This is a genomic window from Aquimarina sp. MMG015, assembly GCF_018100855.1.
Taxonomy (GTDB): domain Bacteria; phylum Bacteroidota; class Bacteroidia; order Flavobacteriales; family Flavobacteriaceae; genus Aquimarina; species Aquimarina latercula.
The window spans coordinates 359,289-381,259 of record NZ_JAGJEB010000002.1; the positions used below are offsets into that span (position 1 = coordinate 359,289).

The following is a 21,971-nucleotide window of genomic DNA, read 5'->3' on the forward strand; positions in this document are numbered from 1 at the left end:
TAAGTGTTTTATATCTATTGTATTACTTAAGATTAAAAATATAATCTAATACTAAATCATTATCCTTTAAAATATTTTCCATTTTCATTTCTATTTTTTTATCCGGAATTATTCCTTTATTAAGTGGTAGTTTTGGCACATTCACTGATTCTCTTTCTGTTCCGATTTGTAAAACTAGTTTTGTGTTTTCTAAAGGTTTTACTCTTCTTCCGGGATGTGTACTGTACGTTCCTCCGGTCTCTTCTCCTAGTATAGTGGCTAACTTATTATGCTTTACAACCGCTAACATTTGAGCAGTAGCAGATGCGGAACGACCATTGGTTATGACAAAAATATTTTTATTACTTATGGTATTATCTGTTTTTGGTTTTACAATTGCAGGTCTATTTCTTCTTTTATTTAACTCATTATCTTCATAAAAGTTTATTTCCTTACTAGTGATATATGACAATAAGTGATTCGTGCAAGCAGGGTTTCCTCCTCTATTCCCTCTTAAATCTAAAACTACTTTCTCTATATTTTCCTCTATGATTTTTTTCATATAAACGTCAATCTTCTCTTTGAAAAAATCAATATTTTGTTTTCCTCTTGGAAAATAACTAAAATTCTTAATTCTTATAATAGCAGTCTTATGTTCTTTTTTTACATCTAAACTTAACCTAGGTGTATTTATTATTTTAGATTTATAACCTGGCGCAGGTTCATCAATAAAAAATGTAGTAGTAATTTCTTTTTCGGTATTGTAAGGTTTAAATTTTATCTTATAAGTCCTACTAAAACCGAAGTAACTGTGATAATAATATAAAAAATTGATGTTTAAATCTCCTCTATAAAAGTGCTCATTAAAAGCGTCTGCAGAAATCGTTGTTTTTAAACTCTTATATATATTTTTTGCAGCAACTCCGTTAATTTCTACTATTTCGGAACCAACATTCATTGCTATATTTTCGATACAATTATTTATAGCATACATTTTACCATCTTCAAACCATACGATCAACGGTAACCAATATTTATATGGTACGCTAAAAAATCGATTATCAACTATGCGCGTATGTAAACATCCTAAACTTGCAACTATGGGAGCTACTACTTGATAGAATTCATTTATCGTCATTGAGTCTTTTAGTTTTTTCCGTTGTGCATCTATTAAATTAGTATAAGACACTTTATCTATAAACTCAAATTGAGTGGGATGCTGTTTTAAGGTTGTTAATAGTTGATTATAATCTGTTACTAATTTTTCTCTTTCAATGGTACTATCGAGATTTATAAAGACCGAATCTTTAATCTTTGCAATAGGTATAGTATGATGATATTCTGTTTTTAATAATGCTGCTGAATCATCTTGATTATAAACATATTTTACACGGGTTACACCTCGTTTTTTTTGTATTTTACTATCTATGTCAAAACTACTACGCTCAATTAAATTACCAGTAGTATCAAATTTATATCTTGAATAGGCATCATTATTTCTTTTATCCAACATATAATTCCCATCTAGATCAATAGAAGCATATTTTAAGCAATTTCCTTTTTTATCATAAGTGGCAAATCCTCCTGCAGTTCCTAAAAACGAACCGATAACAGGTTTATTTTCTGCATTAAAAAATTGGAAACTAACCAAATTATTATACTCGTCATATGTAGCTTTATCTATAGCTATTCCTGTTTCGTCATTTATTAAATTTAGGTCTTTATCTACATTATTCATGGCTAACAATATTCCATTAGCATTGAACTTATATACTACATTATAAAACTTATAATAAGGACGCATTGGTACATTAGCTCCACTGATATCTTTTCTGGTCTCTAATACGGTATTCGTTTTAATGTGTTTCCATTTGTATTCAAATATTTTCCAAGTATTATTAATAGGAGCTTCATTCTTATCATAAAATTTTAAGCTTACTCGCTTCCCTTCTTTGTTATAGCCATAAACTTCTTTAAACACTCCCATTCCGTTGGTTGTGGATTCACCATCTGAATTAAAAAATGTTCTTATTTCTTCATTACCGATGTATTCAATTTTGGTTTTGGGAGCTAAAGCTCTTTTGCCATCAAGTATACCACTCCTATTTAGTTCGATAAGCTTATTCTTATATAGATATTCAATAAGAATAAGTCGGTTTGAAGCATCATAAGTTAACTTAAAATGATTGGTGTTTTTACTTTCGTCTTGGGTTATAGGTATCCTACCTTCTGTTTTTGAATATGGTGTTTCCCGAAAAATTAAATGGTTAAAATATTTAATCGTATCAGATTGAGCTGCTACTTGTGCTACTAAAACTAAAAAGAAAAGAAATAGACGTTTTTTCATGATTGATGAGTTTTATGCAAATATAAACTAAAAACATAGTTTGAACTATGTTTTTAGTTTATATTAATATTCATCAACATAAATAATTAATATTATGGCAATTATATTTATTTCGAATCAAATGCAGGGATAATAATTTCAGTAATCGGTGTCATTATCTTGTCTTCTCTATCATGGCCAGATATAACGAGGGTTAGATCGAGTGCTGCTATGACTATTACACGTTGTCCTCCACCACCCCAAGCAAATGAGGCATCATAACTTTTATCACCTACCTTTATGAGTGTTTGATACCAAAAATATCCATAACGATAGTCTTTAGGCATCCAATCTTCTGTAGGTTTCACAATACCACTAGTGGCTGTAGCAAGGTATTCTGCAGAAATAAGCTGTTCGCCATGTAATTTCCCTTTATTAAGAACCAAATTACCCAATTTAATCATATCCCGCGACATCATACTTACGCGCCAACCTGCTTCTGGCAATCCACTAATATGATTAGACCATTTATAATTTGTAATACCAAGTTTATCAAGTAGTTCAGTTTTAATAAAATTCTCAGCGGTTCCAGGGACGACTGCATCAATAACAGTCATGACTAGCATTGGGTTAAAATTACCATACAAATATGTCTGAGATTCTGACGTTATTGGTTTGGTTTGCTCCAGAAGCGTCTGAACCAATCCTTGACCTTTTAATCGTATGGAATCCTTCTCAATATCTTTCCAAGTATCGTTATCTATAGCTAATCCTCCATGCATAGTCAATGCTTTATGAAGTGTAATTTTTTCGGCTCCTTTAGTGATTTTTTTAGGATTAATATCTTTTAGAAAACTAATCAAAGGTTTGTTTAAATCTTCCATGGATAGGTATCCCATTTGAATCGCTCTTCCTAGAACTAAACTAGTATACGCTTTTACTGCTGATGCTTGTCCATGAGGCACGTTAATACGTCCTTTTTTATAATAAGATTCAAAAACTAATTTGTTTTTGTGAGAAACCAAGACTGCGTCATAGCTTCCATGTATGCCTTCAAAAATCTCCTGAGAAAGTGTAAGAATTGCGTTTCGATCCTTAGTATTCACAGCTAATGTGTCCACTAATATCCCGTCTTTTCTATCTTCTGGAGTTGTAGTAACAAATGCATTATTGAGATGCGCCATATCCCAGAATGAGACGTCATAATTATCACTTGAAATAGGATTAATTATTGATGACAACCAAGTGGCGCTGCGAATTGCTGTTGTAGGGAATGCAGTTCCATGAGTACCATCAATCACTTCTTTTAATACGGCCAAACCGCCATCTCTTCTATCCTTTAATAATTTAACAAATGTGTCGATGGGTTCTATCTCTTTTTCTAAGGAACCATATGAAATAAAAACATTAGCATTCAGACTCGAGTTTCTATTTGACGTCTCAAAAGGTCCAAATTCAGCATTAAGTTCAGATAAATAATCAACTTCATCTTTAATCGTTGGACTACCAATAATGTAATTGTTAAAGGTATCAGGTTGAGTCATTAGTATATATACACCAAATTCACCACTCAGTGAATACCCAAAATACGTACGACTATTTGGGTCAGAACGATAGGTATTTTCGACATATTTAATGACATTATCGCGAATAAAGCCTAAATGTGTTTTGGCTTGACCCATTTGGTATTTTGCTTGAATTTCTGGATTGCTGTGTTTGCTTATCGAGTAATCACGAAACCTACTCACATGCGCTCCTCTCTCTTTTTTTAGGGCTGAGTTTATGTCTAATTGCCAAGAAATTCCAACTAGAATAACATCTTCAAGAATATATTCTTGGCAAGCAGATAGTATTTCGCGATGCCACACAGCATCTGTATAATAAAGGACAGGATAGGTCTTATTAGTGTTCTCAGAATAATCTTCAGGCAATTCTATATAAAGCTCATATTGTCTGTTATTTTTAGAGTCTTTTATTGGTATTACTTGTATTTGTGGTGATACTAAGGGTGATCCTTTCACTATTTCTGAATTTCCATTTGCATTATTTTCTTGCGCAACAATGACTTGTATCGAAATGATACATAATAATATTAATAACTTCGTTGTATTCATGTTTATTCTTTTAATAATTAACTAAAGCTTAAATAACTGACACACTATCTCTTATATATTGTTTTATTCAAGATCAAACAGTCCGGATTTGGAAAGCTGTCGCGAAATGACATCCAGTTGATTCCTTTGGCGATCAGTATTTGATGTTCCGTAAAATGCAATAACCAAATCTTTAGAAGGAGATACATAAAGACCTTGACCTCCATGGGCACCTTTATAAAAATCACCATCCTCGTACACTGCACCCCATTGATAACTACTATATTTCTTTTCCTCTGGATCCTTTGACTTATTGAGGTTTTTATTAACATCTCGGATTTTAAATAAGTGCGCATCAGAAATCATTGGGTTTGCGCTCTTTCTACCACTAGGCGTAAAAGAAAGACCAAACCTAGCAAGATCTCTAAGTGTTGTAGACATACCATCCGCATATGAAATAGAGGTTCCATTTTTATTGATTCCTAAAAGGGCACTAGATTCTGCTCCTATCTTTTTCCATATTTCCTGTTCTACAAAATCGCGAAAGGTAATGCCACTAATTTTTTCAACCAGTAATGTTAATACCATAGCATCGGCATTGCTAAATTGATACTCTATTCCAGAAGGTTTTGATGCTTTTGCAGTAGCTAAATCTTTAATTGGATCAAAACTAACCTCATAGTTCTCTAATGGTACACGATCAATTCCGGAGCTCATAGAAAGAATATCTATTACTGGAACTCCTTCCCAACCAGAACCTTTAAAGGCATCAAAGTAGTAATCAATAGGTTGATTAGTATCGATTAAATGGTTATCCTCTAAAATGGCTATTGAAGTACTCACAAAAACTTGAGTTATTATCATATTAATATGTAGATCAGTTGGGAACATTCTCGGATAACCTTCAAAGACGATGTTGCCCTTATGAATTATAATTAACCCATTCACTTCTACTTGCTGTACATAGTCATTTAATGATAGCCCACTGCCTTTTTTCAAATCTGTTGGTGTAATAAAATTTTTTACATCATCTCTTGGTGTTTCTTCTAGTATTTTTGGTACATCTGACCTAAGTATCCGCGAGTGTTCTTTTATTTCGGAGAAGTTTAAATAATAATATCGTTCCAGATCACCATATTCTGTCCAATTGCCTCCTTCATAAATACGTTTATGGAATCCATAAATTTCTTCTTTTGTAAATCCAACATAATTATACGTTTCATATTTTGGACTTGTTGTATTTATAGTATTAGCATGTTTTTTTTCCTCGTCTTTACAAGCGATAAAAAAAACTATAGTTAAGAGAATTAGAATACTGTTTTTCATAAATTATTTATAAATGTTCAATAAATCTATATCAAAATCTCTGCTTTAATCGCTTAAAAGGATCAGCACAACAATTAAATGACAAAACCATTTCGTCATTGATATACACGTTTTATAAAGAAATTAAGATGATTAACATTTATAGATACTATCTTTATTAGCTTTTAAATGAGTTTATGATTAAAAAGTCTTTACAGCGTACAATACTCCTTAACATAGGAGCTTTTGTATTGGTGCTCATCCTTGAATTACTAAGTGGATGGATGATCATAGATCGATATGATTCGACTTTTTCTTTTTTTTTATGGGCACTTAAATATGCCATTAATATTATGGCAGCTATTTGGATAAATCATTTTATTCTTATTCCTTACTTTTTTGATAAGAAAAGATATTTTATATACGTACTCTTAGTTATTGGGAGTATATTTTTTATTGCCTATGTAGAAGCTTTTGCTAACAATAGCTGGCCTGGTGTTACTAAAACTTTTTTATTCCATTTTTATACGACAGGTACTGGTATGGCTGCTTTTTTTTTAAGAAGAAATATGATCATCCAAAGAGAAAATGCTGAGAAAGAAAAATTGCAAAAAGAAATGGAACTCATTTATTTAAAAGAGCAGGTAAATCCTCATTTCTTATTTAACTCATTAAATAGTATTTATTCACTTTCTAGACAACAATCTCTAGAAACTCCTGATCTTGTCATGCAGCTTTCTGAATTAATGCGTTACCAATTAGAAAGTTCTAAAAAAGAAGCGGTTTTATTAAAAGAAGAAATTGAGTTTATAGAAAATTATCTATTGCTTGAAGAAAAAAGGCTGAGTAAACGATGTACTATTGAGTTTTTAATTGAAGGTGATCTTTCTGGATTAAAAATTTCACCAATGTTATTGATCCCTTTTGTTGAAAATGCTATTAAACACGGTGCACAAAGCACCAATGAACGGAGTAAAATTGATATTTCTGTTACTATAAAAAACACTACGCTACATTTTAATGTGGTTAATTCAAAGCCTACTATGATTCCAATATCAAATAGAAATGGCCTAGGGCTTGAAAATGTAAGAAGACGTTTGGGTTTATTGTACGCTAATGCTCACACATTGGATATTATTGATAACGCAAATGATTATCATGTAAATTTAACTATTAATCTAACGGTGTAATATGATAAAAATAGGTATTGTTGATGATGAATTATTAGCACGTAATGTACTAGAAGAGTACTGCTCTAAAATTGAGAATTTTGATATTGTAGTTAATACTGGAAATCCTCTTGAATTTATTAATTTCATTCAACAAAATCACGTTGATCTTATTTTTCTTGATATAAAAATGCCTGAACTTACTGGGATGGAAATTTTGCGTTCTCTATTAAAACCACCTAAAGTGATTCTTACCACAGCTTATTCGGAGTATGCGTTAGAAAGTTATAATTATGGCGTTGTAGATTATTTACTGAAACCCATAAAGCTTGAACGCTTTTTAAAAGCTATAAATAAAGTTTCGGCATCGAAAATAACAGCCCCTAAAAAGAATAGTCCAAATAAAGAACTTCAAATAAAACATGATGGTGTACCGGTTAATATTTCATTTACATCAATTTTATACATTCAGAGTTTTGGAAATTATTTGAAAATCTTTACTGATTCTAGAATGTATCTTATTTCAGAGACACTCATTAATATCACTACTTTATTATCTACAGATTTTCAACGCACACATAAATCATACATAGCTAATTTAAACAGAGTTTCAAAAGCTACTAAAACCAATTTATTAATTGAAGATAAAAAAGTGCCTGTAAGCGCTATGTATAAGGTTATTGTATTTGAAAAATTAGAAGTTTTAGCGAAATCATGAAATAGCTAATTCCCTTTTCACATCATAGAATGCTTCCCTCCTACATTTCTAATCGGCTAAATACATTCTCGTTTTAATAAAAGGTATTCTTTGGTATTTAATTAGTAAACTTTTAAAGAAAATACAGAACTAATAAACATACATCTCCTATAGCTTCTAAAATCAAATCAATCGTTTCAATAAAATTTGTACTGTCTTTAATGTGCCATCTTCTAATTGCACAGTTATGGACACCACTTTGTCTTCACTGCGTAACGCTTTTTGGTAAAATTGTTTGTCTTTTTCCTTAATACCGTCAATAGAAATTAGTTGCTGACCAGCTCTTAAACCTTTATCATAGGCCATACTAGGTTGATAAATGGATTTAATAAATATAGATTTTCTTTTTGATTTCAGAATAATACCACTCAATGGAAAATCGAAACGATCCTTAAATGATTTATTTGGTTTTAAATAGATTTTCTTTTTTTTATAGTTTAATATAAAATTAAACTTATTTATGAATTCTAATCCTAAGATGCCCATATAAGCTTCTTTAGATAACATTCCCTTTTTTGATTTTGAAAGAGATACTGGTATTTCTGAAAAAGTATAATTGTCAATTTTAATATTTTTAACAATACCTTGTTTAGTTTTATCTTTGGAATTAATCCCTTCAGATTCTTTAATAATGAGTTTTTCAAATTTCGATACCATATTCAACTTACTTGTAAACGGCTCGTTAAATATAAATGGTGATGCCACATTACCTGTATCGAAAAGCACTTTGCCAGACAATGATTCATTATTAGAAAGTAAAACGGAAATGTCTATTTCAGGTGTGCAAAATGCTTCAGTAAAAGGAATCGATTTATAACCTTTAGTGTCAGGTTTCCCTTTTCGTTTATAAAAATAAATTGTTTTTGTGTCGAAGTTCGTTTCAGTAACGTAATTTTTGAAGATATCATATCCTATGATCCCTTTAATATCGGCCAAACGAGATAAATCTGATACATACATTTCTAATTTTTTTAGTACAATATTGTTACTTAATGACACTCGCTGCTTTTGTGTCTTTTTTATATCATTATTAACGGCTGATGCCCCAGTGATTTGAGTAGGTTGATCTTGTAATGGTAATCCTAATTGGTTAACGACACTATTATCAATAACTGTGACTGAAGCACCAGTATCCATTACAAAATCAGAAACCATCACTTTATTTATTTTTAATGATATAATTATAAGTCCGCTATCATTTATTGTAAATGGAATTTGATCAATGGGTTTGTCTTGTCCAAAAATTATTAAAGGAAATAAAATTAAAGTGATTGTAAAATACGTTTTCATTGATGTACATTTTAGTTGTGATACTAAATTGCAGCATTACTGAGCGCGAAAAAACAGAAAAAAGGTGAAGCTATATAATGATAGAATGAAAAGGGATAAAATGACGATTAATTATTAGTTTTCTAACCATATCCTAAATGCTTTAGTTGTAGATGTACTTGTGACCGCTAAATCTTTTATATTACTGATTTTGAGGTACAGTCTATTTTTACTGTGAGGCGAAATACTTTCTATAAAATTAATATTCACAATTTGACTTCGGTTAATTTTAAAGAATTGATTGGGGTTTAATTCATTGTATACTGTTCCTAGATTCTTCGAAATGGTATGAAACATGCCCTTAGTGTCGTATAGTTTACACAAATCCCCAAACACTTCGATAAAACATATCGTCTCAACATCAATAAGTTTTATATCGTCTTTCTTCTTTACAACAAATCGCTTTTTGTATACATTCTCCTTACTTTCTAATAATAACTTAAAGTCATTAAAAATGTCTTTATTATAAGGTTTTGTATTAAAAAGTGTTTCAAACTTTTTAATTGCTTCATTTAACTCTTCTTGAGAATATGGTTTTAAAACATAAGCAATCCCATTTGTTTGAAAAGCTTTGAATAAATGTTCATTATAGGCTGTACAAAAAATAATAGGTGTCGAAAAAGTCACTTGACTAAAAATATCAAATGAAGTTCCTTTTAATATTTTAATATCAGCAAAAATTAGATCAAAAGTATTTGAGTTTGTTAACGCTTCAATACCTTCATTTACAGAACGAACATGAGTATGCATAAAGTTATCACCTAAATAATTTACTAAATAACTTAATAGCTTTTTATAAGCGGGTTTTTCATCTTCTATAATTAAAATAGTCATTATAATATGCCGTATTAATCTATTACATTAAGTAAAGGTATTTCTAAAATAAACTTTTGTTTATCCTCTATTATTTCTATGGTTCTATCTCCTAATAACTCGTGGCGTTTTCTTAAGTTTTCTAAACCAGTACCTAAAGATTCTTTTATGTTGATCGCATTAGATTTGTTGTTCTCAATTCTAATTTTATCCTTTTCGATATGAATTTGTGTTCTAATTATGATTTTATTATCCGCAGTATTATGTTTTATTATATTTTCAATAGACGTCAATAAAGCACCATTTAGTATATATTTATTTTTATTAGAAGCATTTCTAAAAACTTCAAAACTATAATCACCTTCAAAGCGAGTTTCTATTAAAAAAAAATACTTATTTATAAGAGATAATTCTTCATTAAGTAAAACAACTTCTTCATCTTTTTTATGAATAAGATAGCGATATAATGCTGCTAAATTCGAAATATATTTTTTAATAGTTTCTTTAGAAGAATAATCTACTAGAGCATCAATAGTATTGAGGTTATTATATAAAAAATGTGGATCATATTGCGCACGTAACACTTTTAACTCAAGCTCTTTTTGTAAGTTAATTCGATTGAGTTGATCTTCTCGATAGTTATAATATTTTTTTCCGAATACTAACACTAAAGGAATAGAAACATTAATAATAGAATCTTCAACATTAAAAAGAATAGTCTTACCAATAGAAGGCAACTCTTCCCACTTTATGTAACCAAAAGGAATGTAGTATTTGTTTAACAAGAAGAAAAAAAAGCCAATAGCAGACAAACCAGATATACCAATTCCAAATAAACCTACGTAACTTTTATACTTAATTAGGAAAGTTTCTATGACCCACTTAATAAACCATAACAATACAATCATCTGAATGATCCTTATTGGAATACTAATAAAATATTCTGTAAAAGAAAATGTATTTGTATCATAAAAATGATGAAAACCATTCCAAACCCAGTAGACTAAAAAGTAGACTGCCAAAAGCTGATAATCTGTTTTGTTAAATTTAATAGAGTTCATCAAAGGTTTTAATGACTAGTAAGATAAAAAATTAATATACTTTCGATCTTTAAATGATTGTTTTCTTTTCTAACTCTTCCAATAATTTTAGCCATGAAAAGACCTAATTATTTATACCTCTATCTAAAACCATTAATGAGAGCCTTGTGAGTTATTGATATATTCTTGCAATATTATCTGAAAATGAAAATCTAAAAAAATGAAAAAAGATCAAATAGGATAAAATCCATTTTAAATGGTATTTTAATAAGATCGATTTCATATAAAGCATTCGTTATTTTCTGTTATTTAATTGAAATCATTATTCGCTAAAGTGAGTTCCCCTACTCTCCTATTCCATAAACTAAAATCTAAAAACACCCCTTATTCCTGAAAATAATTAGTACACTGTAACTATTTATTGTATTCGATTGTTTTTTATAAAATAATTTATAACATCTACATTTTTTTCGTTTTATATATCATTAAATAAAACAGTAACTTTATTAAAGAGCCTTCAAAAAAAAGTCAATGTCAATGATAGTATCGTAAATTAAAGTGGTTTTTACTTTATATAATATACTAGGCGTATGAAATCATAACCTTCTATTTCGATTCATCCAAAACCTATTCACAATAAATTCTTAAAATTTAAGTTACGAAGACATTATGATTATTGTAATACTACAATATCATCGTGTAACACAAATTAACTCGTCATGAATAGAAATACTCTAAAAAACCTACATGTAAAAAGAAAGCATTGGCAAACTTGGCTTTGTCTCTGCCTAGTATTAACTTTTGTACAACCTGTCTCTCCGCATGGGACAGTAACCAGTCCACCGAGTCGTGTTTGGGCTTGTTTTCAGGAAGGTCCTGAAAGCCCAGATTCTCCTGCTTGCCAAGATGCTGTAATTGGTTGGGGTACACAAGCTTTATACGATTGGAACGAAGTTGCCAGAATGGATGCCGGCGGAATGCATATGGATATCATTATGGATGGAAATCTTGCCAGTGCCGGACGTCCAGACAAATATGGCGGATTAGATCAAGTAAGAAATGATTGGGTAGCAACACCTGTTACTCCAGGCCCTCTTACTGTAACCTGGACCAACACTGCTCCTCATGAAACCTTATACTACCGAGTGTATATAACAAAGGCAGATTGGACACCAGATCAGCCACTAACTTGGGATAGTCTAGAACTCCTTGTAGAAACAGATCCAAGACCAGCGGCATCTGTTGATGATATAGATGTTATATTACCGCAAAGAACAGGTAAACACGTCCTTTATAGTATCTGGCAACGATCACTTACCGCTGAGGCATTTTACTCTACAAGTGATATTGATTTTGGAGCAACAACAGAACCTTTACCGCCCGTAGCTCTTTTTACAAGTGATAATGGAAGATGTGGTGGCTCTGATGTTACTTTCAGTGCAGCAGATTCTTATGATCCTAATGGAGATCAATTGACCTATTCTTGGGATTTTGGAGATGGAACCACTGCAGAAGGTCTTGAAGTTTCTCATACATATTCGAATTTAAACAGTGCTACAGTTACTTTAACTGTTAGTGATGGAATGTTTAGCAGTGGAGCTACAGAAACAATTAGTTTAACCGTAGATCCAGAATGTGAAGAAACTGTTTGTCCTTTTGATACTCCAAGAACAGCAGCCTTACCTTCCTTAAATGAAACCTATAATTATGTATATGTGATTGGTGATAATGGACCTGATTTTAGTGATATTTATAAGTTTTTCATTAACTGGGATTTAAACAACCAAGGACTGTATAATTTTGATTATCAAACTACAAGTACTTATACATCTTTTGTACAAATGCCACAGACTTTTGCTGATGACAATCCAGAAGTTACCTTTACTAATAGTGGAATAGCAGGATTAGATGGTTCGTATTTTGTAACAGTAGATAATGGTAATTTTGTGATGGTTTCTAAAACTGAAGGATTTACAATATATTTTAGTTTAACACCGAACGAACCCTCTTGTGCAACTACGTTATCGGTAACTTCTTTTGATGAATTAGGGCTTACCGCATTTCCAAATCCTTCGAATTCAGTGATAAATATTTCAGGAACTTCTAAGCTTAATGGAGCTATCATAAAATTATTAAGCCCAACAGGTGCAGTATTGAAGTTGCATCGTATAAACAATGAATCTACTTATACTATTGATGTAAGTAACCTCTCTAATGGCTTATATATAATTACTTTAGAATCTGAAATAGGAGAGAAATCAATGACCAAAGTTATTGTAAATGAGTAAGGGTTAAATTAGAATCCTACTGTAAGGTTCTTAATGTTCATTACAGCATTTTATATACTTATAAAGGCAGCAATTTAGTATTGCTGCCTTTATTTATTCTTATGGATGTTACTCTATTAATATAAAAATCATACTTTTTAACTTTACAAGAACCTTTAATATTAGTTATTTTTCCAATATTCAGAATAATCATATTGATAGACGCCATCTATTAATTTTACTGCAGGACGGTTAATATTTCTATCTACTGTTTGCATATTTGAACTCATCATTTTGGGAGTTCTTTTTTCTTTTCTAGGTTTTGTATTTTCATCCGCAATAACTGCAGAAACTGGAAGTGCCATCTGACAAGAACGTATAGTTTTATAAAAAGGAGAAGCTTTGTAACCTATTTTATTTATAATATCTGGACTTACAGCAACATATTCATTGCCTTTTTTAAATAATAACCGCGTGTTTGGGTTAACTAATCGTATTCTGATTTCTACATCATTAATAGGCTTCAGCGGTCCATTATAGTTTAATGTTTGTATTATTTTGTTTGTTTCTTTACTCACATATTGTACTTGGTAATAGGGATATGTATATTCTTCATAAACTGGTACATAATGCGCTCCACCAAATAAAAATTTCCAGAAAGTGTCATTTTCGTTATAATAAGAAACCAAACGTTTATCTATTTTATGGGTGGGTTGCCTGCAATCTATTTCTGTAGTTTTATCATTTCTCTTTATTTCCATATCACCCTGAATTGACAAAATAAGTGCATCATTTTGAGTATTTGAAAAAACGGTTGTCCAACCTTGATCTGTAGCCAATGGTAGAGGTGTTGTCTCTCCGTCCCATTCAGGAAGTTCGATGTCAGGTTTAAATCCTTCGTAGTCCCTAAAAATGGATAAATCGTCTATATAGCAGGAATTTGGATCTTCTCGACAATCTCTTATCATTCTTTGTAATAATGATTCATAATTTGAAGCTAAATCTTCCTCAATATCACACTGATTGATATCCTCTTCGGAAAACAAATCCGGATTATTTCTTACAAATTCTATATTACCTTTAGCTTCTTTAACTAATGCTAGTAGATGTCCCGCATCTTCTAAAACCTTTCGCTGTACAACTCTAATTTGGCTAAAATCAATATCAGGAAAACCTGCAATACTTTCATATGGACTCATTTCTACATATAAAATAACCGCGCGCTTGTCTGCACTTACATCTTCTTTAAATTGTGCAGCATATTCTAAAAATGATTCTATATTTAGATCACGAGGTGTTGGACCACCACCTCTAGAAATAATTGTAGTATTAATACTTTTTGTACTTTCTTGTTTTTCTTTAACCTTTTCCACATTAATTTCTCCATTGACTTTTACGCCTAGGTATTGATTTGTAGTTTTAAAAAACACATCAACTTTTTCCTTTTCTCTAGTATTACGAGTATGCATAGTATATAAGGTAAATAACTCACCTCCCGTATAAATTCTGCTAACAAACATATCACCGCAGGTGCGTATAAAAGCTTCTGGATCATTTTTTGCCAATTCTATGAGAGCTGGTTTTATTTTCGGTTGGATCAAGACCAGTGGTTCATTTACATATTCTGCCTTAATTAATAAATGATCAGAAAAACTACTAAACTCTGTTTCATTAAGCACATTGACCTTAAGCTCATTTTGAGAGCTCCAATTACCTAAGGTAAAATCCAACTCTGCCTTTGCAGATATATCTAATGATTCTTTTAAGTCTTCTTGTGTGCTAACACGATCTACCGTAATTTGTCCTGTGTTTCCTCTGGCTCCTGCCGATATTTCCGCTCCCTTAACAATACCATCAAAATCAAAAACACCGAAATACTCTTGTCCTGTAGAGCTATTATATCCATTGCCAAAGTTTAATTTTTCATACACCCGCATGACTTTTGGATCAGGACTATCAGGATCTGGGAATGTTCTACTAACAATACTATCGGCTTTAGTCATTTGGACGAAAGTATCCGTTGTTGGCGTTGAGTCTGGGGCTTTTTGTTTTTGCTCACATCCGTATAATACAAAAAGGACGAGAGAAGCTATTAAAAAACTTTTCATCGTTTAGGTAGTTAATTAGTTTATTAGTTACTAGCAAGTTAGTTATTAATTTCTAAATAATAATAAAGCAAACAATAAGGTGAACTAATGAAAAACTAAATGGTTCTAGAAAAACGAAAACTACGAGAAAAAATAACCTTTTTTGATATACTTCCACTTCACTCCTATACCTTTCTGCGATAACTTGATAATTCAATATAGCGCTTGATACAAGTAGATATTAACTAGACTTTTTAAAATGGCGCAAAAGTATCTTTGGGTGCGTCCGGTATACTCCAACGTTGATGAGCTGTTATATTTTTTGGTTCATCAAATTTAGATATCGAATTATCAGAATTACCATAACTGCTTGTATTACCTCTAGGGATCTGCATATGATCTCCATATAACCAAACAACCAAATTGCTGCGTTGTCCACTGGTAATAGGGTGTGTAGCGTGTGGGACATCACCACGATGGATTATTGCTTTACCCGGTTCAAAAATAGTCTGTACAATTTTTCCAGTAGTTTTATCATGAAAATCAACTTGTGAACCTGTAAATTCTTCATCAGCTAAGTTAATATTGATATTCAAAGTAGCAGCTGAAGCATCAGTATGCGCATGCAAATCTTTATCTTTATCAGGGTTGTATTGAATGGAAAAACCAAATGTTTGGCTATCATAGCCATAAGTACCTAATAACAAACGAGCAATCGGACGCATATAACGGTTCATTATATCATTGTAAAATGCCTGAAAATTAGGTGCAGCGAGATGTCCTTCGGAGCGTGGGTCAAGCATAATTCCATAACGATTTAATTGGATACCATATGGTGGACGTTTAGGAATTTGTGAATTTATCACTGCTTCTAGATAATCACGAAATTCTATTAAACGATCAAGATTAAAAAATTGCGCAGAATAAACACCTGGAATAATTTCTTTCCATAAGTCGGCAACAACATTTTCTTTTTCTGGGTTTTCCCACGCGTCATTAATAGCTTGTAGCAAGCTTGGGTCGAGTAATGTTTCATCCGGAATAAGTAAATGATCTTTATTTTCGATTTCCCATTCTGCCCATGCATTTTCGAGCAATTTTCGGTTGCTGTTCCAAAATTGAGAAACAGATACTTCACGTTTTAACGATGCTTCACGAGATGGTAGAGTGAGCGCACGAGCCTGTGCGAGTGCATTATTTTTTTTCATTTTAATACTATTTTTTTATAATGGATGCCCGGTATTTTTGAGCATCCATTGTAATTATTGAATAAAATCAATTCTTAATCTCTTTGGATTTCCTGTAAATCAATTAACATATTTTCCCAGTTCTTTTGATTATCGTGGTCAAATTGTGCTCCATTTTCATCTGCAATTGTAAATCGCTTTATTGCTGGTGTTTTGCTAGTTGCTTGAAACAATTGATAGGCTTCTTCATGTAATGCTTCAGCGATAGGTAAATCGATAGAAGCATAAACAGCTCTTTTACAAGCTTCGATAGATTCAGCTGGAAATTTAGAAATACGTTCTGCTAATGCATCTACATAAGCTCCTATTTCATCTGCATCTAAAGCCTTATTGATTGTACCAAATTTTTCTGCCTCGTCTGCATCCCAATCTCTTGCTCCTAAAATAATTTCTAGTGCTTTACCCAATCCTGCTTGTCTTGCCATACGAGATGCTCCACCACCACATGGTAAAATCCCCATACCTACTTCCATTTGCATAAATTTTGCTTTGCCACGTGCTGCGAAACGCATATCTAAAGCTAATGCCATCTCGTGACCACCGCCACGTGCAAAACCTTCTATTTTTGCTATAGTAGCTTGTGGCACATTACTTAATCGCTCTAATACTGATTGTAAATCAAGTAGTTTTACTTCGTTTCTTGGTACAGCTTCTTCAGACATATCCCTTAGGAGATTTGTATCATAGTGACATACCCAATATCCTGGATTAGAAGATTGAAAAACAACTACTTTTACACTTCTATCTCGTTCTAAACGAAGACATAAACTGCTTAAGTCCGCTAACATTTCTTGTCCTTGTACGTTTACAGGTCCAAAGTTGATATCTACTGTTAAAATTCCGCCTTTTTGTTCTGCTGTGAATGTTTGAAAATTTTTGTAGTCCATTGTGTATATATTTAAAAGTGTTAATTATTAATTGCGGCAAATGTGTGTTGCTTTATTTTTCCATTATCGATGATATAAGTGTCTGTAGCAAGTTGTATATCTAGATGTGTGTTTTTTCCGTTCCAAACGAAATACACTACATTATCGTGGACTTCTTGTTTGATAATTTTAAACTTAAAACCATCAAAATTTGGAAGGAACTCTTTATAAAAATCGAAAATTGCTTGTTTTCCTTTATACGTTTTTTCCGGCGTAATGAAGATTGCATCATCCGTATAATCTTCAGCTACTTTAGAAGGTTCTAATGTGTCAACAGCCCTCATATGGCTCTCAAATACTTCTTGTGAATTTTTCATTATAACTATTGTTTATGAATTATAATTCAAATTTACGCTGAGTCTAGAGCCTAGATTTAGTAAGAAAAAAAGATGATTTAGTAAAAAATGAGGAATCTATAATTATAGGGTAGTACTCAAACTAGCTTTATATTTTTTTGCCGTTATTCCTTTATAAGAAAGAAAGGTTTTATCTAAGTGACTGCTATCAGTAAAACCCAATTCTTGAGAAATTTCTGTAACTGTTAAATCTGTATATTTTAAGCGAGTTTCTGCTAATTTCAATTTGTAATTAAGAATGTATTTCTTTAAACCAATATTCATTTTATTTTTAAAATATTGACTAATGTAATTTTCTGAAATATGAAATTGATTTGCTAATTCCTTTTTTGTTAGTTTTTCAGAATCATGAATATTACTATGGATATAATTAATAATGTCCTGAATTTTAGAACTAGACATTTTTGAAGATATAAAATTTACATTTCTAGAAATAATATGTAAAATAGTATGCATCGTTGATTTTAGTACGACTTCATTTTTTAAATTCTCATCATTATATTCATTGCACAATACTGAAAACAAAGAGTTTAAACTATATTGATCAGTATTGAACTTTAGCCTTAAATTAGATGTTCTATCTGCACTATGTAAAATTATTTCTATTCTTCTAAACCACTCTTTTCGTTGTAATTCATTTTCTTCTAAGCTAGAGCTACTAAAAAAACTATTTAGAAATTTTACAGCAGAAACTGTTGTCGGGGTTTCAATTTCTAAATTATATTGATCACTAGGTATTAAGATGAATAGTTGATTATCACTATACTTAACTTTGTGATTATTGATAACAATAGTTCCTGTACCCTTTTCTATATGTAGAATTTCGAAAAAACGTATGGGAGTGTATTTACAAAAAGCTAAAGATGTTGCTTCCTCAAATTTTTGAATTACAATATTTTGGAATATAGTTCTAGGCATTATTTTACTAACTATAATTTTTGCATTACAACTAATTTAAAAATCAAACATTTCGAAATTAGCGTTTTACTCATTTTGTAAAACAAATATAGTTAGATAAAAAAGCTCTAATTAGTAAAAACACTTGTGATTTTAGTAAAAAACGAGGATTTTAGCATCTACACTATCTTTATTGTAAATTCTCAGTTATAGCTATTTGGAAACCAGTCCACAGTTCAGGTAATAATATTAATTTATTCGGTTTGTTGGTAGTATATTTGTCGAGAAATTATATTAAAAAGATATCTCTTATAATTCTATGCCTTTTAAAAAATTACACGCTGATATACAGGAAAAGCTCTCGGACTTAGATATAACTTTGCCGACACCTTTTCAAACTAAAGCTATTCCTGTAATAAAAAGTGGCGCTAATGTATTTTGCAGTGGTCCAACGGATATAGGTAAAACGACTACACTTATTCTTACTATTTTACATAAACTAAAATGTACTGCTGTTGGTAATGCACCTAGAGCAATCGTGCTTGTAAAAAACAAAGAAAAAGCCACAGAATTGTATGATTTGTTCTTAAAATATACCAAGCATAACTCTTTACGAGTATATTTAAGTCACGAGGAATTACATATTGATCTTCAAAAATCAGAAATATTCGAAGGACTTGATATCCTTATTTCGACACCCGTAACACTAAATAAGTTACTATTAGCTAATGGATTAAGTGTTTCGCAATTAAAAATATTTAGTGTTGATGATGCAGGTTTTATGACTGAAAATGCAGCGTATACTGCACTCCTTTCTATTACTCGTGGTATTAAAAAATGTCAATTCGTCTTATATTCAGAAAAGCTTGATCCTAAACTAAAGCGTTTTGAAAATAGTTTTATGGAGTATTCTAAAAAAATATCTGTATAACACTCAATTATAGTATTTACTCAATATTTTCCCACCAAGATTTTTTCAGATTGTTGTTTTCTTTTAGAAAAATTGATTCTCCAATCATTGGAGTAACCATACTAATATTCAATTCTTTAGCTTTCTTGCTAACTCGTTCTATAGGATCTTTCCAAGTATGCATTGCCAACTTAAAACCACCCCAATGAATTGGCATTATTACTTTTGCCCTAACATCTAATCCCGCTTGTGCAGTCTCTTCTGGGAACATATGTATATCTGGCCACATTTCGTTGTACTGGCCACATTCTATCATAGCAAAATCGAATGGGCCATACTTCTCACCTATCTTTTTAAAATGATCCGCATATCCACTATCACCACTAAAAAAGATATTTTCTTTATCCGATTGAATTATCCAAGAACTCCACAATGTTTTTGCTCTATCAGTTAGGCCCCTCCCAGAAAAATGTTGTGCAGGTGTACATATGAATTTTATTTCTTCATACATAATTTCTTCCCACCAATCTAATTCTATAATTCGTTCCTTTTCTATTCCCCATTTTTGTAGATGAGCCCCAACTCCTAATGGTGTGTAAAACATAGTTACTTTATCTTTTAGTTTCTGAATAGAACCATAATCTAAATGATCATAATGATCGTGAGAAATAAGAACAGCATCTATTTTAGGCATTTTTTCTATTTCTATCGGAAGGCTTTTACTAAAACGTTTTCCTCCTAACATAGGATGTGGTGCTGGTACATTTCCAAGCATAGGATCTATCAATATGTTTTTATGATTAACCTGTAACAAAAATGACGAATGGCCAAACCAAATAAGACTCGACTCTTTTTTAAACTCTACAATATCCAAAGAATCCACTTCTTTAATAGGTAAATTATCATTGGGTACTGTATTCGGTTGAGATTTTAAATATCCAATAAGACTCTTACCCATATCACTTAGACTCATATCTAGCTTTACCTCATTAGTGTTTATAAATTTTCCATCCTTATAATTTTTTGAAGAAGTATATGAATCTCGTTGCTCATCTGTTGCCTTACCTCCAAACTCAGGACTTAAATTAATAAACAAAATAGCTATTAGTAGCACTATGCCAACAAGAATTCCTATACCTGCAATCATTCGTTTTAAATATTTAAAAAAATTATTTTTCATTAGTTGTTTTAAGATTCTTATCTTTCATTAGCTGGATATTTAATTTTTAAGTATGTAAAAGATTCTTTATAATCGAATAAATATTCTTTTATGAACAAAAAAAATTAACTTTTTATAGCATTCCAAACAAAGGAAAACATCATATCCGTGTCCTTTTTATTTAACTGTATTTTCTTATTTATAATTAGGTTAACAGTTTCATATAACAGTGCTCCAATTGTAGCTTCCAAAACTTCATTATCAATATCCCTAATAAGTCCTTCTTTCTTACCTAACTCAAATAAATTCGTTCCAATTCTGTTTTTGGTTTCTATTATTGCCGTTGGAATTTTTTCATAGTACGGCGACTTTTTTACTTGTGTTATAAAATTCATCTCTTTACTGTGATTTATACTAAAATTAATCCAGTATAACCAAACAGCTTTCATTCTAAGTTTAAAAGGTATATCCTCTGTAATATCTTGAACACTATTTTTAGTAATATTAGTTATTAACTCGCTTGCTATGGATACTATAAGATCATCTTTGTTTTTATAATAGACATACAATGTGGAGACCGAAATACCAATTCTGTTAGCCAACGTAGACATTTTTATACCAGCAAATCCCTTTTCGGAAACAATATCCAAGGTGTGTGCTATAATTGCCTCTCGTTTATGCTCATCTTTTACTCTCACAATGCAAATATAAGGTAATAATCGAATATATATTCGATTATCACCTTATAGATTTGATTTAATTAATAATTGGATCGTATTTATATAATAATATACTTGAAGACATAAAACAAAACAACCATCAAACTATAGAGATACAATTACATGACTAAGGCCTGCTTAGTAATTAATATGAGTATATGATTTATGGATAATTTTCCAAGTACCCTTTACCTTTAGTAACATCATATAATCGGTATATAGCCTTTTTCTAGTTGGTACATCGATTTCTACTTTTGCAATAGCTGCATCATTTACAACATCTATTGAAACTATCTTACCAACTCTTTCCCGTTTTTGACCTTCTTTAAAATAACTAATATACTTCTTACCAGATCTAATACTCAAAGTATCATTAGATATTGAATATAAATTTAAATCTTTATGAAAGGCTTTTTTTATTCTTTCTGGTGCTCCATTTGCGGTTCCTTCTATATAATGTAGAAGAGTTTCAGTGATTTGATCTTTGTCTGATTGCCCAGAGGTTATGTAAAAACTAATTAAACATACAGATAATAGCAATAATTTTTTCATTGTTCGATTTTTAAAAGATTGATTTAGTATGCTAATCTAT

At 31.1% G+C, this 21,971-nt stretch carries 18 protein-coding genes; 4 read left to right on the top strand and 14 right to left on the bottom strand.

Annotated features, from left to right (window positions below):
* Positions 1-22: 22 nt before the first annotated feature.
* From J8L88_RS04880 to J8L88_RS04890, 3 genes are all read right to left on the bottom strand, one after another.
* Positions 23-2,326 carry a S41 family peptidase gene (locus J8L88_RS04880; protein WP_211060124.1) on the bottom strand — a complete coding sequence of 768 codons (2,304 nt, stop codon included), beginning with the start codon at positions 2,324-2,326 and terminating at the stop codon, positions 23-25.
* 107 nt (positions 2,327-2,433) lie between these two features.
* Positions 2,434-4,419 (bottom strand): serine hydrolase, encoded by a 1,986-nt coding sequence (locus J8L88_RS04885; protein WP_211060125.1) that lies wholly within the window; start codon positions 4,417-4,419, stop codon positions 2,434-2,436.
* Between the two features lie 63 nt (positions 4,420-4,482).
* The gene (locus J8L88_RS04890) at positions 4,483-5,724 is read right to left on the bottom strand and encodes a serine hydrolase (protein WP_211060126.1); all 1,242 of its coding nucleotides are present in this window, start codon (positions 5,722-5,724) and stop codon (positions 4,483-4,485) included.
* Between the two features lie 176 nt (positions 5,725-5,900).
* Here J8L88_RS04890 and J8L88_RS04895 point away from each other — a divergent pair, with 176 nt between their 5' ends.
* Both J8L88_RS04895 and J8L88_RS04900 read left to right on the top strand, forming a co-directional pair.
* The gene (locus J8L88_RS04895) at positions 5,901-6,893 is read left to right on the top strand and encodes a sensor histidine kinase (protein WP_211060127.1); all 993 of its coding nucleotides are present in this window, start codon (positions 5,901-5,903) and stop codon (positions 6,891-6,893) included.
* Position 6,894: 1 nt separating this feature from the next.
* Complete coding sequence (locus J8L88_RS04900) at positions 6,895-7,590, top strand: LytTR family DNA-binding domain-containing protein (protein ID WP_027391435.1); 696 nt, start codon at positions 6,895-6,897, stop codon at positions 7,588-7,590.
* Positions 7,591-7,752: 162 nt separating this feature from the next.
* Here the strand turns inward: J8L88_RS04900 and J8L88_RS04905 are convergent, their stop codons facing one another.
* From J8L88_RS04905 to J8L88_RS04915, 3 genes are all read right to left on the bottom strand, one after another.
* Complete coding sequence (locus tag J8L88_RS04905; protein WP_211060128.1) at positions 7,753-8,919, bottom strand: aspartyl protease family protein; 1,167 nt, start codon at positions 8,917-8,919, stop codon at positions 7,753-7,755.
* A gap of 114 nt (positions 8,920-9,033) precedes the next feature.
* Positions 9,034-9,792 (bottom strand): LytTR family DNA-binding domain-containing protein, encoded by a 759-nt coding sequence (locus tag J8L88_RS04910; RefSeq protein WP_027391433.1) that lies wholly within the window; start codon positions 9,790-9,792, stop codon positions 9,034-9,036.
* Between the two features lie 14 nt (positions 9,793-9,806).
* Positions 9,807-10,832: a sensor histidine kinase gene (locus J8L88_RS04915; protein WP_118386245.1), complete on the bottom strand. Its 1,026-nt coding sequence runs from the start codon at positions 10,830-10,832 to the stop codon at positions 9,807-9,809.
* A 698-nt stretch (positions 10,833-11,530) separates the two neighbouring features.
* On the opposite strand from J8L88_RS04915, the gene J8L88_RS04920 reads away from it, so the two are divergent.
* On the top strand, positions 11,531-13,099 hold the full coding sequence (locus J8L88_RS04920) for a lytic polysaccharide monooxygenase (protein WP_211060129.1): 1,569 nt from the start codon (positions 11,531-11,533) through the stop codon (positions 13,097-13,099).
* A 161-nt stretch (positions 13,100-13,260) separates the two neighbouring features.
* On the opposite strand, the gene J8L88_RS04925 is transcribed toward J8L88_RS04920, so the two are convergent.
* From J8L88_RS04925 to J8L88_RS04945, 5 genes are all read right to left on the bottom strand, one after another.
* The gene (locus J8L88_RS04925; RefSeq protein WP_211060130.1) at positions 13,261-15,186 is read right to left on the bottom strand and encodes a hypothetical protein; all 1,926 of its coding nucleotides are present in this window, start codon (positions 15,184-15,186) and stop codon (positions 13,261-13,263) included.
* 233 nt (positions 15,187-15,419) lie between these two features.
* Positions 15,420-16,262, bottom strand: a complete 843-nt coding sequence (locus J8L88_RS04930; RefSeq protein ID WP_247666418.1) for a 2OG-Fe(II) oxygenase — start codon at positions 16,260-16,262, stop codon at positions 15,420-15,422.
* A 185-nt stretch (positions 16,263-16,447) separates the two neighbouring features.
* The gene (locus J8L88_RS04935) at positions 16,448-17,299 is read right to left on the bottom strand and encodes an enoyl-CoA hydratase/isomerase family protein (RefSeq protein ID WP_027391429.1); all 852 of its coding nucleotides are present in this window, start codon (positions 17,297-17,299) and stop codon (positions 16,448-16,450) included.
* A gap of 20 nt (positions 17,300-17,319) precedes the next feature.
* Entirely contained in the window at positions 17,320-17,655 is a 336-nt protein-coding gene (locus J8L88_RS04940; RefSeq protein ID WP_027391428.1) for a nuclear transport factor 2 family protein, read from the bottom strand.
* 102 nt (positions 17,656-17,757) lie between these two features.
* The gene (locus tag J8L88_RS04945) at positions 17,758-18,612 is read right to left on the bottom strand and encodes an AraC family transcriptional regulator (RefSeq protein ID WP_118386248.1); all 855 of its coding nucleotides are present in this window, start codon (positions 18,610-18,612) and stop codon (positions 17,758-17,760) included.
* A gap of 298 nt (positions 18,613-18,910) precedes the next feature.
* Here J8L88_RS04945 and J8L88_RS04950 point away from each other — a divergent pair, with 298 nt between their 5' ends.
* Entirely contained in the window at positions 18,911-19,522 is a 612-nt protein-coding gene (locus J8L88_RS04950; RefSeq protein ID WP_211060132.1) for a DEAD/DEAH box helicase, read from the top strand.
* A gap of 16 nt (positions 19,523-19,538) precedes the next feature.
* Here J8L88_RS04950 and J8L88_RS04955 read toward each other — a convergent pair whose 3' ends face one another.
* The 3 genes from J8L88_RS04955 to J8L88_RS04965 form a co-directional block, all read right to left on the bottom strand.
* On the bottom strand, positions 19,539-20,681 hold the full coding sequence (locus J8L88_RS04955; protein ID WP_233557672.1) for an MBL fold metallo-hydrolase: 1,143 nt from the start codon (positions 20,679-20,681) through the stop codon (positions 19,539-19,541).
* 104 nt (positions 20,682-20,785) lie between these two features.
* Positions 20,786-21,358, bottom strand: coding sequence for a TetR/AcrR family transcriptional regulator (locus tag J8L88_RS04960; RefSeq protein ID WP_118386250.1), 573 nt, complete (start codon positions 21,356-21,358; stop codon positions 20,786-20,788).
* A gap of 159 nt (positions 21,359-21,517) precedes the next feature.
* A complete protein-coding gene (locus J8L88_RS04965) occupies positions 21,518-21,931 on the bottom strand; it encodes a nuclear transport factor 2 family protein (RefSeq protein ID WP_027391423.1) in 414 nt (137 codons plus the stop codon).
* Positions 21,932-21,971 lie beyond the last annotated feature (40 nt).